Source organism: Glycocaulis sp. (assembly GCF_051859565.1).
Taxonomy (GTDB): domain Bacteria; phylum Pseudomonadota; class Alphaproteobacteria; order Caulobacterales; family Maricaulaceae; genus Glycocaulis.
Genome location: NZ_JBHYFK010000002.1, coordinates 312334 through 325392 on the forward strand (window position 1 = coordinate 312334; position 13059 = coordinate 325392).

Annotated in this window: 12 protein-coding genes; 4 read left to right on the forward strand and 8 right to left on the reverse strand. The window is 64.4% G+C overall.

The window, feature by feature from the left end; all coding sequences use genetic code 11:
• Position 1: 1 nt before the first annotated feature.
• Together ACTIGC_RS03950 and ctrA are read right to left on the reverse strand one after the other, a co-directional pair.
• Positions 2-568, reverse strand: a complete 567-nt coding sequence (locus ACTIGC_RS03950) for a tetratricopeptide repeat protein (RefSeq protein ID WP_439633168.1) — start codon at positions 566-568, stop codon at positions 2-4.
• Between the two features lie 230 nt (positions 569-798).
• Positions 799-1494 (reverse strand): response regulator transcription factor CtrA, encoded by a 696-nt coding sequence (ctrA, locus tag ACTIGC_RS03955; protein ID WP_127568283.1) that lies wholly within the window; start codon positions 1492-1494, stop codon positions 799-801.
• Between the two features lie 341 nt (positions 1495-1835).
• Between ctrA and fliI the strand changes: the two genes are divergently transcribed.
• Positions 1836-3155, forward strand: a complete 1320-nt coding sequence (gene fliI, locus ACTIGC_RS03960) for a flagellar protein export ATPase FliI (protein ID WP_439633169.1) — start codon at positions 1836-1838, stop codon at positions 3153-3155.
• A 3-nt stretch (positions 3156-3158) separates the two neighbouring features.
• Positions 3159-3578, forward strand: coding sequence for a flagellar FliJ family protein (locus tag ACTIGC_RS03965; protein ID WP_127568279.1), 420 nt, complete (start codon positions 3159-3161; stop codon positions 3576-3578).
• A gap of 497 nt (positions 3579-4075) precedes the next feature.
• Here ACTIGC_RS03965 and ACTIGC_RS03970 read toward each other — a convergent pair whose 3' ends face one another.
• Both ACTIGC_RS03970 and ACTIGC_RS03975 read right to left on the reverse strand, forming a co-directional pair.
• Entirely contained in the window at positions 4076-4717 is a 642-nt protein-coding gene (locus ACTIGC_RS03970; RefSeq protein ID WP_439633170.1) for an OmpW/AlkL family protein, read from the reverse strand.
• Between the two features lie 428 nt (positions 4718-5145).
• Entirely contained in the window at positions 5146-7263 is a 2118-nt protein-coding gene (locus ACTIGC_RS03975) for a TonB-dependent receptor domain-containing protein (protein ID WP_439633171.1), read from the reverse strand.
• 109 nt (positions 7264-7372) lie between these two features.
• Between ACTIGC_RS03975 and ACTIGC_RS03980 the strand changes: the two genes are divergently transcribed.
• Together ACTIGC_RS03980 and ACTIGC_RS03985 are read left to right on the forward strand one after the other, a co-directional pair.
• Entirely contained in the window at positions 7373-8476 is a 1104-nt protein-coding gene (locus ACTIGC_RS03980) for a DUF6607 family protein (RefSeq protein WP_439633172.1), read from the forward strand.
• A gap of 340 nt (positions 8477-8816) precedes the next feature.
• Positions 8817-9209 (forward strand): hypothetical protein, encoded by a 393-nt coding sequence (locus tag ACTIGC_RS03985; protein WP_439633173.1) that lies wholly within the window; start codon positions 8817-8819, stop codon positions 9207-9209.
• Positions 9210-9238: 29 nt separating this feature from the next.
• Here the strand turns inward: ACTIGC_RS03985 and ACTIGC_RS03990 are convergent, their stop codons facing one another.
• From ACTIGC_RS03990 to ACTIGC_RS04005, 4 genes are all read right to left on the reverse strand, one after another.
• Positions 9239-9565: a hypothetical protein gene (locus tag ACTIGC_RS03990; protein WP_439633174.1), complete on the reverse strand. Its 327-nt coding sequence runs from the start codon at positions 9563-9565 to the stop codon at positions 9239-9241.
• 39 nt (positions 9566-9604) lie between these two features.
• Entirely contained in the window at positions 9605-10423 is an 819-nt protein-coding gene (locus tag ACTIGC_RS03995; RefSeq protein WP_439633175.1) for a nucleotide-binding protein, read from the reverse strand.
• Entirely contained in the window at positions 10420-11415 is a 996-nt protein-coding gene (locus tag ACTIGC_RS04000; RefSeq protein WP_439633176.1) for a flagellar biosynthesis-like protein (FlhF), read from the reverse strand. Before ACTIGC_RS04000 ends, ACTIGC_RS03995 begins: the two co-directional genes overlap by 4 nt.
• Positions 11416-11429: 14 nt before the next feature.
• On the reverse strand, positions 11430-13059 hold a 1630-nt coding region (locus ACTIGC_RS04005), incomplete at its 5' end, for a flagellar biosynthesis protein FlhA (RefSeq protein WP_439633177.1).

Consider the following 13059-nt stretch of genomic DNA (forward strand, 5'->3'; position numbering starts at 1 on the left):
TCTATCCGTTCACCGGCGTGCGGACAACCTGATAGCGCTCCAGCTCGCGCAAGGGCGGCTCCCAGCCTGGGGAGAGTTCCAGTGCGCTCTGGAAGTCGGCATAGGCTTCCGTGTAGCGTTCGCGCGCGTCGTAGCTGAGCGCCCGGTGATAATGGGCCTTGTGGGCCTCACGCACATTCAGCGCCAGCGAGCGGGTGATATCGGCTTCGGCCAGGGCATATTCCTGCAGGCTGAACCGGGCGATCCCGCGATTGAGCCAGGCTTCGGCCAGCTGTGGCTGTATGCCCAGTGCGCGGTCATAGGCGGCCAGTGCCTCATCCGTGCGGCCCGCGCGCATCAGCAAGATGCCCATATTCACTTCCGTGGCCGCACGGTCGCGCCGCGATACCATTCCGCCGGCGAGCGCGTTCTCGCACTGCGTGACACCACTGGCGGCATGCCGGGCCCCGTCCCGCGCGGCCTCATAGCAGGCGCGTGCTTCGCTGGTGCCCAGTATAATGGTCATCTGGGCGGATGCGCTGGCGGGGGCGATGATGCTGAGCACGGCAAGACTGATCAGAAAACGCATGTCTCTACCTCCCGTTACAAGGGGCGAGCGCTTTTGTCTGTCAGCCGTCCGGGGGCAGGTGAGGGGATGGAAAGCCCCCGTCCGGGGCTGCCCTGTAACCCACACAATGTAGCACGGGCGCCGGGTCTGGTTAATCAGAATCGGAAGAGGCGCGGGTAATTGGCTTGCCCCAAAGAAAAACCCCGGCGCGGAGGCCGGGGTTCTTGCATGTTCTGGTGATCGTGTGGCTGTTACGCCGCGCCTTTTTCCTCGACCGGGTCGCGCAGCACATAGCCGCGGCCCCAGACGGTCTCGATCGGGGCTTTGGAGCCGGTCGCCGCTTCCAGCTTCTTGCGAAGCTTGCAGATGAAGACGTCGATGATTTTCAGTTCCGGCTCGTCCATGCCGCCATAAAGGTGGTTGAGGAACATTTCCTTGGTGAGCGTCGTGCCCTTGCGCAGGGAGAGCAGCTCCAGCATCTGGTATTCCTTGCCGGTCAGGTGAACCCGCTGGGAGTTCACTTCCACCGTCTTGGCGTCCAGATTCACCGCGATATCGCCGGTGCGGATGATTGACTGGCTGTGGCCTTTCGAGCGGCGCACAATGGCGTGTATGCGCGCAATCAGCTCTTCCTTGTGGAAGGGCTTGGTCATGTAGTCGTCGGCGCCCGAACCAAGCCCGCGCACCTTGTTATCAATGTCGGCATTGCCCGACAGGATGAGGATGGGCGTATCAACCTTGGCAAGGCGCAATGTCTTGAGAACGTCAAAACCCGGCATGTCCGGCAGGTTCAGGTCCAGAAGGATGATGTCGTAGTCGTAGAGCTTGCCGAGATCGACACCCTCCTCGCCCAGATCGGCTGTGTACATGTTGAAGCCGTCGGACTTCAGCATCAGTTCGATGCCCTGCGCTGTCGCGCGATCATCCTCGATGAGCAGTACCCGCATCGGTCCCTCTCCGCAGCCGCTCGCGCGAATCACCTGATCCGGCGCGTCGTCCCCATGGTTAACGTGGTTCGCACAATGGCGCGACAATTCCTTCGAGAAAGTTAACAGCGATTTGACTCAAAGGGCGGAATCGAGTCCGTCCAGCACTGTTCCTGGTTAACGTATTGATAAAGCACGCTGCGCTGCATGGCCCCGCGGCAGAGTTTTTGCTGCAACGCCCTGTGGAGAAAGTATGAGCAAGGCGTTGCGGGGTCGTTTACGCCGTTGAAACCGCACTTGCGTTAAAAGCTTGCAAGACCGGCCGCAGAAGCAGCCGGAACCACAGCTAAGCGAGAACCGCCGTGCAAGGCCTGATTGACCGTATCGAGGAGATCGAGACGCGCACCTTCAAGGGGCGCGTGAAGGCGATCAACGGCCTGCTTATCGAGGCGGAAGGTCCGCGTGCCGGGCTGACGCTGGGTGCCAGCGCCTATGTGGGGGCAGGCGACAACCCGCAGCGCTGCGAGGTGGTCGGCTTCCGGGGCGATACCGCCCTGATGATGGCCCATGGCGATCTGTCCGGCATCCGCGCCGGTGCGCCCGCCCGTATCGATCCTGACGGCATGGTGATCCGTCCGCATGGCGCCTGGCTTGGCCGGGTCATCAATGCGTTTGGCGAGCCGCGCGACGGGAAGGGTCCGCTGGCGGAAGGCAATCGTGCCTATCCGGTCAAGGGTGCGCCGCTGTGCGCTCACCAGCGTGACGCGCTGGGCCCGCGCCTGGATCTGGGCGTGCGTGCGCTCAATACCTTCACCCCGATGCGTACCGGCCAGCGCCTTGGCGTGTTCGCCGGTTCGGGCGTCGGCAAGTCCGTCCTGATGAGCATGATCACGCGCGGCACCAGCGCGGACGTGATCGTGATCGGCCTGATTGGCGAGCGGGGACGCGAAGCGCGCGAGTTTGTCGACGAGGTGCTGGGCGAGGCGGGCCGTGCCCGCGCCGTTGTCATCACCGAGACATCCGATGCGCCCGCCCTGTCGCGCCGACAGGCTGCCTATATGACGCTGACCATCGCGGAGTATTTCCGCGATTGCGGCCTCAACGTGCTGTGCCTGATGGATTCAGTAACGCGCTTTGCCCTTGCCCAGCGCGAGATCGGGCTGGCTGCGGGCGAGCCGCCCACAACGCGCGGCTATACGCCATCCGTCTTTGCCGAGCTGCCGCGCCTTCTGGAGCGGGCAGGTCCAGGCGAGAACGGCTGCGGGTCGATCACCGCGCTGTTTACCGTTCTCGTGGATGGCGACGATCATAACGAACCGATTGCCGATGCGGTGCGCGGCATTCTGGACGGCCACGTGGTGATGACGCGCGCGATTGCCGAGCGCGGCCGCTTCCCGGCCATCGATGTGCTCAAATCCATCTCGCGTACCGCGCCGGAGGTCTACGGACCCGGCGAGGCAGAGCTGGTTGTCGAGGCACGGCGCGTGCTTAGCGCCTATGCCGACATGGAAGAACTGATAAGGCTCGGGGCCTATGCCGCCGGGTCCAATACAGAGGTCGACCGCGCGATTGCGCTGAACGGCCCGCTCGAAGCGTTCCTCGGGCAGGGAAAAGACGACACCTCCTCGATTGAAGAGAGTTTCGCGGCCCTGTCGGAGATTGTGGTGGATGGAAAGGAATAACCCATGAGCACACGCTCTCATGCTCCGCTGATCCGGCTGGCCCGGTTCAAGGTGGAAGAACTGCAAAAGCAGATGGCCGACATCGACCGCGCCCGCGCGGCGATTGCCGACCAGATCGAACGGCTGGAGCTAAGCGTTCCGGGCGAACAGGCCGCCGCCTCAGAGAGCAAGGAAGGCTATCTCGCCTACGGCTCCTATGCGCGCTCTGTCATTCAGCGCAAAGACAATCTGCGTGCCTCCGAACGCGAGGTCGAGGCGCAGGCGGGGGAATTGCGCGAGCGGCTGGAGACGGCTTTTGCGGAGCTGAAAAAGTACGAGCTTCTCGAAGAGCGCCGCGTGGCGCGTATCGAGGATGCCGTGCGCGCTGCCGAACAGGCCGAGATGGACGAGATCGCCGGTCGCATGCGCCGGGCTGCGCACTAGCTTTAGTGATGCTCCGGGGCATCCGCCCCGTCGCTCCTCGCATTAGCTCGGGCGCGCGTTCGCGCTTGCGGGCCGCCGATGCGGCCCGAATGGCCATTGACCTGTCCACCGGGGTCCCCCGCCCCGACGGGGGACCCATGGACAAGCTCGGTGGCTGGAAAGATGGACCCCGGCTCGGTGGCCGGGGACCCGGTTGAGAGGCATTCGCCAGAAACATCTTAGGTCGCCCGCCGCGCCTGTCCCCGTGAAAACGGGGAACGGGGGACCCATTTCATCGTCCGCCATCTCTCCAGCGTCATTCCGGCGAAAGCCGGAACCCAGGCTTTTTTGAAAGACTACTGGGTTCCAGATAGCGGCTGACGCCGCTTCTGGAGTGACGATAGTGAGGGATCATCCCCCGCAGTGCCAAAGAAAAGCCCTCTCCGCGAGGTGCGAAGAGGGCCAGGCTTGGGGGAGTATCACAGAGCCCATGCAGCGTCCGTGATGGTGTTCGGGCGCTAGTAGCGCCAGCCGAAACCGATACCGACAATCCAGGGATCAATATCAACATCGGCGTTCACGATGCCGAGCCCGCCGGCATCAATGGTGACGTCGGTGTTGATCCAGACCTTCTTCACATCAAAGTTCAGGAACCAGCGCTCGCTGAGCGCATAATCCACGCCCGCCTGAAGCGCGAAACCGATGCTGTTGTCATAGCTGATCGAGGTGAGCGGTGAGCCGGAGGGCAGGTCCGCATTGAAGAAGTGGGTGAAGTTCACACCGGCCCCCACATAGGGGCGCAGCTGGCCTTCCGGGTTGAAGTGGTATTGCAGGGTCAAGGTCGGCGGCAGCAGCCACACATCGCCCAAGTCGACATCCCCGAGACTGGTGTTTACCGCGCTCACATCATGGGGGGTGGCGCCTAGAATGAGTTCCACCGCGATCCGGTCTGTGAAGAAGTAGGTGATGTCGAGTTCGGGCACGACCGATGTGCCGATATCGACCGAGCCGCCAATGGGAGAGATGGTTGCGCCCTCGTCCGGAGCGACGTGCAGCGCACGCAGCCGGAACATCCAGTCGCCCTGTCCGGCCATCGCGGCAGGAGCAATCGAACCGGCCAGAACGGCGGCACCGGCACAGGCCATCAACAGCGTCTTCATGGGGAAAAACCTTTCCTGTAAAAAAAGTAGGGTTATTTCGCAGGAGAGATGTGCCGCAGGCGATGAGGCAAGCCGCCGCGCGGCGTGCTGCCGCAGGCAAGAGGTCTTTCTTCAGGCAAAAAAACCCCCGCACCCTCTGGACAGGTGCGGGGGTCTCATGCGGCCAGTCCCTCAACCGGCCGGCGTTAGTTTTCGCAACGCATCCGCGTTGCGATGTTCCGCGAAAAGTCGCGGGCGCGCGTTCGCGCTCTTCGGACGGCGCTTCGCCGTCCGCAAGGCCAATTGCTGTTCATTGCCCTCTCCGCTTGTCATCCTCCGGCCGCGTAGCGGTCCGGGGGACCCATGCCTCTAGAGTTTCCGGCTGATCGTTCGTTGCAGGCATGGGTGGCCCGGATAAACCGGGCCATGACAGCGCGTGTTGCGCCCTCTCACCACCCTCCGGTCCAGGACAGATCGATGCGGAAGGTGCGGCCGGCTTCCGAGACGCCGGCAAACACGCGCTCATAATCGGTGTCGAACACGTTCTCCACGCCGGCATTGATGCGCACCCGGCGATCCTCAAAGGGCTGCCAGCTGCCAAACACATCCAGCACCGCAAAGCTGTCGCGCTCATTGCCAGCGCTCGTATTGTCAAAATCACCGGCAAAGCTCAGGCGCGCGCCGATGTCGGCCCGGTCAAAGCTCCACACGCCGCGCACATAGCCTTGAACGGGTTGCAGTGAGCCCAGCGGCGCGCCGGTGGTGCGATCCTCGCCATCAACCTCATAGACAGAGCCGGAAAGGGTGAGCGGCCCGTTCTGGTAGAGCGCGGCGATCTCGAACCCGGTCAGCTCGGCATTGGCCACATTGCTGGAGAAGGACGTGCCCGCCGAGCAGGGCGCGAAGAAGGGCGGGGCAAAGCAGGTGGGCGAGAGCGCGAAATCCACCGCCAGATTGATGAGATCATCGGCGCGCGTGCGGAACCAGGCGCCTTTCACCTCCAGCCGGTCAGCAGATGTGAACAGGCCGGTATGGGTGTAGCCCGCCCCGATCTCGAAAGTTTCGCTGGATTCCGGGCGCAGGTTGGGGTTGGGGATGAAGTCATTGGTGATGAAGTTCGGCGCGCCAAGGATCGGGTGCGGCATGGAGAAGTGCGTGCCATCGAGGTAAAGCTCGTTGAGCGAGGGCGCGCGGAAGGCTTCTGACCAGCTGGCGAAGATGCGCACGCTCTCGACCGGCGCCCAGGTGGCCCCGAAGCGGGCCGAGATGGCCTCGTCCTCATTGGCGCCGCCAATATCGCTATCGCTTTCAAACCTGTCCCAGCGTACGCCCGGCAGCAGGATGACGCGGCCCAGCGCGCCAACAGAGAACTCCGTCTCGCCCTGCACATAGGCGCCGTAGAAACTGGTCGTGCCGTTCGGTACACCGCCGCGCACGCCGGAGGGCACATCGCTGTCGGTGCCGGTCTGCTCGTCCTCATACCATTCGCCGCCAAAGGTCAGCGCGAGCGGCAGGGTGCCAACCAGAAATTCGGAGCGGTTTTCGGCGCGGAAACCATTGGTGGTGAGATCGCGGGTGATGAAACGCCCGGTCAGTGGGTCACGCTCATCTACCCCGCCCTCGGTGCGGTAGAGCGTCATCTCCAGCCCAATGAGCGACTGGCCTTCAGGCGCAAAGCGCAGCCCGGCGCGGTATGTATCGGCGCTGACATCCTTTTCCATCAGCGGATTGCCGCTGGCCACTTCCTGCGCGCCCTGACCGTTATTGGGCTCGCGCGCCTCGTTGCGGAAGGAGAGGATGCCGCCGGATAGCGTCAGGCCGGGGCTGACACGCCATTCGCCATTGGCCAGAAGCGAGATCACTTCGTCATCGGCGGGCAGATCATTGCCGGAGCCGAGCGAAATATCGCCAGAGGAACGCGCTGACAGGGCAACGAGGCCGGAGACGACATCATTGCGTCCGAACACGGCCGCAGAGCCGCGCGTTTCCTCATTGCCGGAGCGGTAGCCGATGGAGGCGCGCGCGCCGCGCGTCTCACCGGCCTGCAGGAAAGTGTCGGCATTGGCGGTTTCAAACGCGATCACGCCGCCCGATGCGCCCGAACCATAAAGCGAGGATGCTGCGCCGCGCACCGTCTCCACGCGTCCCAGAAGGCCCGGATCGATGAACATCACCCCGTCATGGGCGGAGGAGAAGTTCTGCCGCGTGCCATCGACCAGAAGGGCGATATTCTCGCGGCCAAATCCGCGCAGGGACAGGGTCTGGCCGGTGCGGCGCGGACCGCCTGCCACTTCAAGGCCGGGCGTATCGCGAAGAAGATCGGTGAGGTCTGACGGGCGCTCTGACTCCAGCCAGTCCAGATCAATCACAGATGCCATGCCGGGATAATCGAAATTGGGCAGGCGGGTGCGCGTGGCGGTGACGATGATCGTCTCGCTCGCCTCATTCACCTGCGCGGTGTCCGCGTCATTGGCGAACGCCGTGGCGGGCAGCAGGGCGAGAGCGGCGGCGCTGGCCAGCAGGCTCGCGCGGGCGGATGTGGAAAGGGTGTGGATTGGGGAGGACATGATGCAGCTTCCTTATTGCGAATAAGTCTTAATTGCGGCATGTATGTCGGCGACGATTTCAGAATGCAAGTCAGAATCGTTTGCAAAACTGCAATTGACGGAGTAGGCCATGCGCAAGGGACACAAGCTTCGCTCCCTGAGGCAGGCCGAGATCGCTGCGGCCCTTACAGGGCTGGCGTCCACAACAGATGGAGATGTGACGGTGAAACGAGTGGTAACAGGGCTGACGGGCAGTTTTCTGGCGCTGGCGATGCTGGCAGGGCCGGCCGCCGCGCTGGGCGGGACGGTAGCGGAAGGCGTGCAGGCGCAAGGCGAGGCGGGCGTGCCGTCAGAGGCGGACCGTCAGGCCATTCTGGCGATGCAGGGCGAATACGCCGTCACCTTCGCCTTCAATGAATATCTGCCGATTGCCGAGGGCTATGAGCTGCGCCCGTCCACCGAGACGCCTGCGCGCGAGCTGGTGATCGTGATCGCCGACGAGCCGGGCTTCATCTCGCTGCAGCACCTCCTGCTGGTGGGTGACCCTGAAGACCCGATGGTTATCAAGCACTGGCGTCAGGACTGGCAGTATCAGCCCTCCCGCCTGATGGCCTATCGCGGCTTCAACAGCTGGGAGATGGAAGAGGTCAGCGCGGACGATGCGCGGGGCGCATGGTCACAGACCGTCTATCAGGTGGACGATTCCCCGCGCTATGCCGGTCTCGCCCGCTGGGAACATGGCGTGGGTGCCTCCACCTGGACGCCGGGCGTCTCATGGCGTCCGCTGCCGCGCCGTGATGCCACCACGCGCGATGATTACGACACTATCGCGGCCGTAAACCGCCACACCATCACTGCCTGGGGCTGGACCCATGAGCAGGACAATTCAAAGCTGGCCTTACGCGATGGTGAGCCACGCGAACTGGTGCGCGAGCACGGCATCAACACCTATCGCCGCACAGAGCTCACCGGCGTTGAGAACGCCCACCGCTACTGGGCCGCTACCGCCGACTATTGGGCCGAGGTGCGCGCCGCGTGGGACGAGATCATGCTGGCTGATGTCTTCACCGCCGAGGACGACGCCGAAGGCACGCTGCTCTATGGCCCGGTCCTCTCTGAAGGGCAGGCCGTGTTCATGGGCGCGCGCGACACGGAAGAAGCCTTTGCCAATGCGGCCGCGATCATCGAGACGCGGGTGACGGCGAACGGACAGCCGGCCGATATCCTCCCCTGAAGGGATTGTCCCTTTACATCGGACGGTTAGATGCTGCGGCGCGCGTTACGCCCTGACGCGCGCCGCAGTTTTTTTGTGCTTAGGGGGCGGGCGTGGAAGTGGTGATGGCCAGTTAGTTGTCTCCCCCCGTTTACGGGGCGAGGGGGGGTGAAAAGAAAAGTTCCCCCCTCCGTCTCGCTTGCGCTCGACACCTCCCCCGCAGGCGGGGGAGGACATCAACCTTCGTCTTATGCCGCCCCATCACGGCCCCTTAAAACTTATCCACCCCTGCCTCTGGCGGGTGTAGTATGTGTCTGGTCGGGCGGAGTGATGACCGGCGGGAGATGAGGGTGGATACGCGATGATTATGTTCTGGAAAATGCTCGTTGGTGCGCTGGCCGCGCTGTTTGTCCTCGTAGCCCTATCGGGCTGTGAGCAGCCACGCCCCATCCCGCCGGGTACCGACAGGGCATACTACGGTCATCTTGTCGAAGGTGCGAAGTATGGCGTGTCGGTTGGTATGGCTCACGAGGATGCGGTGGCAACGCTGGTAGCTCAGGGGCTGCGTGATGATCGTCGTTATCGATGCGACGTATCCTACCTCAAGGAACTTGTTCAGTGCTCAGATAACGACGACATCCATTTCTTCCGGCGGCAAGATTTCTTGAAAGATGGACAGGTGTTCCTGCGGATCGAGAACGGGCGTGTCGTGGCCATTTTCTGGCGTTACTCGCTGGTTCACATTGTTTTTTGAGGGAGGCCTTAGGAGGCCAATTCACCCCCCTACCTCGCCCCATACCGCTTCTTCACCCAGAACAGGGCGGCGATGACGCCGAGATAGAGGAAGGGGCGGGCCATGGCGCTGATCGCGCCTGCATCGAGGCGCGTCATGGCGAGTTCCATGGCGAAATTGACGGGCACGCCGTCGGCGGCGCCCAGCTCCAGGAGATAGCGCGCCACGCAGTCAGCCGCGAAGGCAAAGAGGGCGGCGGCGTAAAGCTGGCTCCAGCGGCGCATGACCAGCGCGGCCACAATCGAGACCAGCGTCAACAGGATCAGCGTTGCAGGTGTGAACCCGGCGATCAGCCGGGTGGCAAATTCTTCGATCATGGCTCCCCCCGGTTTTCAAACCGGCCCCCACCGGATCGCTCAAGCGTAAGCGCTCTCGGCCCCCGCAGCAAGAAGTCCGGCAATGGCCTCGATGTCGCGGATGGCCGGGGTGGCGGGCGCAAAGGTTTTCAGCGCGGTCTGCGCGCGGATGGCTTTGGGCACGTTGCTGTCACGCCTGATAATGCCGGCGAGCGGCGGACGGAAGCCGAGGAAGCTCTCGCAGGTGCGCGCAAACGAGGCATAGGCCATCTCCGCGCTCGCCTTGTCGGGCGCATTGTTGACGATGATGAAGGGGGCTGCCCCCTCATCCCTCAGCCGCAGGAGTTTCACGAAGGCATAGGCGTCGGTGAGCGAGGTCGGCTCATCGGACATGACCAGCACCACATCATCGGCCGCCGCGGCAAGGCGGATCGTGGCGCGGTCGGCCCCGGCGGCGAGATCGATCAGCGTGCGGTCATAGGTCATGGAGGCGGCGGCAATTCCGGCGGCGAGGCGCGCCGCGCCTGCGGTGTCGAGCCCTGCCAGCGCGGCTGAGCCGGAACGCCCGGCGATGACGTCAAACCCGCCGGTCATGTCCGCCCCGCCCGCGACGCAGGAGACGGCTTCGGCGAGCGAAATCTGGCCGGACATGACGCCGGAGAGATCCCCGCGCGGATCGAGCCCCAGCTGCACATCGATATTGGCCATGCCCAGATCACCATCGACTAGCAGGGTGCGTTCCTGGCGCGCGGCAAAGGCGCTGGCGAGCGCGCCGGCCACCACCGTCTTGCCGACCCCGCCCTTGCCGGAGGCTATGGCCAGAAGCGAGCCGGCCTTGCGCGGCTGGTCATCGGCGGTGGTGCTGAAATACTGCTTCATGGTGCGGCCTCCTCAGGCCCGTCTTCCGTAGGGTCTTCGAGCAAAGCGCGGGCAAGACGCAAGGGCGTGGCCGGAGCCAGGCCCGACCCGATAAAGGGCGAGGCGGCGATATGGGCGTAGGAAAGCCCCGCCTCTCCGGCGGCCAGCAGCGCGCCCATGCGCCGTGCAATATCAAGCCTTGTGAAGATCACACGCGCCGTTCCGATGGAGGTGAAGAGCGCGGCGGCGTCTTCGGCATCGGCGGGTATCTGGCCTGCTTCCATCACCGCGATGATCTCGGCGTCTGCGGTGGCGGCGAGGTAAGTGAGGCTTTCCAGCGCGTCCAGCTCGAACGGGTTCACCCCGCCGGTATCGATGAAGACCGGGCGGCCATTGGCACCGTCCAGCACCAGATCCAGCTCGCGTGCGCCGGGCGCGGCCTCGAAATCGAGCTGCAGCGCCTTGGCATAGGTCTGCATCTGGGCGGCTGCGCCTGCACGCTGGTCGCAAGAAACCAGTAGCGGGGTCACGCCTTGCGAGACCGCGCGCGCGGCAAGGCGCGCCATGACGGAGGATTTGCCTGCCCCCGGCGCACCGGCAAAGAGGATCGGCCTTGCGGGCATGATCTCGACCGGGTGGACCGCGTAGCGTGCGTCCAGCGCATGGGCGAGGGTAGCGGTCGGCTCGGCGTCTTCCAGGCTGATCGCGGCGTCCATGATGGCTTCGGCGGCGCTGTCGGGCACATCATGCCAGGCGAGCGAGCGGGCGATGCGGGTGATGCCGTCTGCATTGTCGCCGCGCCCACGCGTGCGTTCGGCCTCGCGGCGCTTGGCGGCCAGTTTGGGGGAGTCCTTGGACGGCTGCACCGCGCCTTCCTCGGCAGCCGCGCGCACGCTCACCCCGCCATCGGCGCGTTCCTGCGTGGCGACGATGATGGCGTCCGGCCCCAGCTCCCGGCGCACCTGTGCCATGGCCTCGCTGATCGACGCGGCGGTGAAGGTGCGAAGGCGCATGGCTTAAACCTTCCCTAGACCGCGCCGACGGTTTTCAGCCGCGCGCTGGGGTGGATCTCGTTCTGGCTCATTACGACTGTAGAGGGGCGGAAGCGCTCGGTCAGGGAGCGCACATAGGGGCGGATGGCGGGGCTGGTCAGCAGAACCGGCACATCGCCTGATGCGCCTGCCCGGTCGAAGGCATCGCGCACGGCGGTTACAAACTCGCGCAGGCGTGTCGGGGCAAGGGCGAGCTGGCGGCGTTCGCCATCGCCGATCATCGCCTCGGCAAAGGCCTGCTCCCATTGCGGAGAGAGGCTCAGCACGGGAAGCGCGCCATCGGGGCCGCGATTGGCAAAGCAGAGCTGGCGGGCCAGGCGCGTGCGGACATGCTCGGTGATGGCATCGAGGTTCTGCGTCGCGCCTGAGGCCTCGGCGATGCCTTCGATGATCCCGGCGAGGTCACGGATCGAGACGCGCTCGCGCAGCAGGTTCTGCAGGACGCGCTGTATCCCTGCGCGGGTGATCTGGCCGGGCGTGATGTCGTCGACCAGCTTCTTGTGCTCCTTCGACAGGCCGTCGAGCAGCTTTTCAACCTCGGAGTAGGACAGAAGGTCGGCCAGGTGCTCGCGCAAGAGCTCGGTCAGGTGCGTGACGAGCACGGCGGCCGGATCGACGATGGTGTAGCCGCGGAAGGTGGCTTCTTCGCGCGCGCCTTCCTCGATCCAGGTTGCGGGCAGGCCGAAGGCGGGTTCCTTCACATGGGCGCCGGCCATGGAGACCTGCTGGCCGGACGGGTCCATGACGAGGAGATGGCGCATTTTCAGCTGGCCGGCGCCCGCCTCCATCTCCTTGATGCGGATCACATAGTCTTCGGCCGTCAGCTGCATGTTGTCGATAATGCGCACGCTGGGCAGGATGAAGCCGGTATCCTGCGCCAGATTGCGGCGCAGCGCCTTGATCTGGTCGGTCAGGCGGCGGCCTTCCACATCATTGATGAGCGGCAGGAGTGCGTAGCCAAGCTCGATCTTCAGCTCGTCAATATGCAGCGAGTCCTCGATAGGCGCTTCCGAAGGCTGCTGCGCGGCGGCGGCTTCGGTCTGGATGGCCGTGGCCTCGCGCTCGGCGGTCTGTATCTTTCGCCGGTTCATGATGAAGGCTGTGCCGCCCGCCGCTGCTGCCAGCACCGCAAACGGGAAGAGCGGCATGCCGGGCAGAAGCCCGATGGAGATCGCCGCCGCCGCCACCATCGCCATGCTGGTCGGGTTGGCAGCAAGCTGGCCGAACACGGCCTTGTCGGCCTCGCCCTCAACGCCCGCCTTGGAGACCAGAAGACCGGCCGCCAGCGAGACGATCAGGGCCGGTATCTGCGAAACCAGACCATCGCCAATCGTCAGCGTGGAGTAGGTGGAGGCCGCATCGCCAAATGCCATGTTGGACTGGGCCACGCCAATGATCATGCCGCCAATCAGATTGATCGAGGTGATGAGAATGCCGGCCACCGCGTCGCCGCGCACGAACTTTGAGGCACCGTCCATGGCGCCGAAGAAGTTGGACTTGTCTTCCAGCTCCTTGCGGCGGGTGCGCGCCTCGTCCTCGCTGATAAGCCCGGCGGAGAGGTCAGCATCAATGGCCATCTGCTTGCCGGGCATGGCGTCCAGCGTG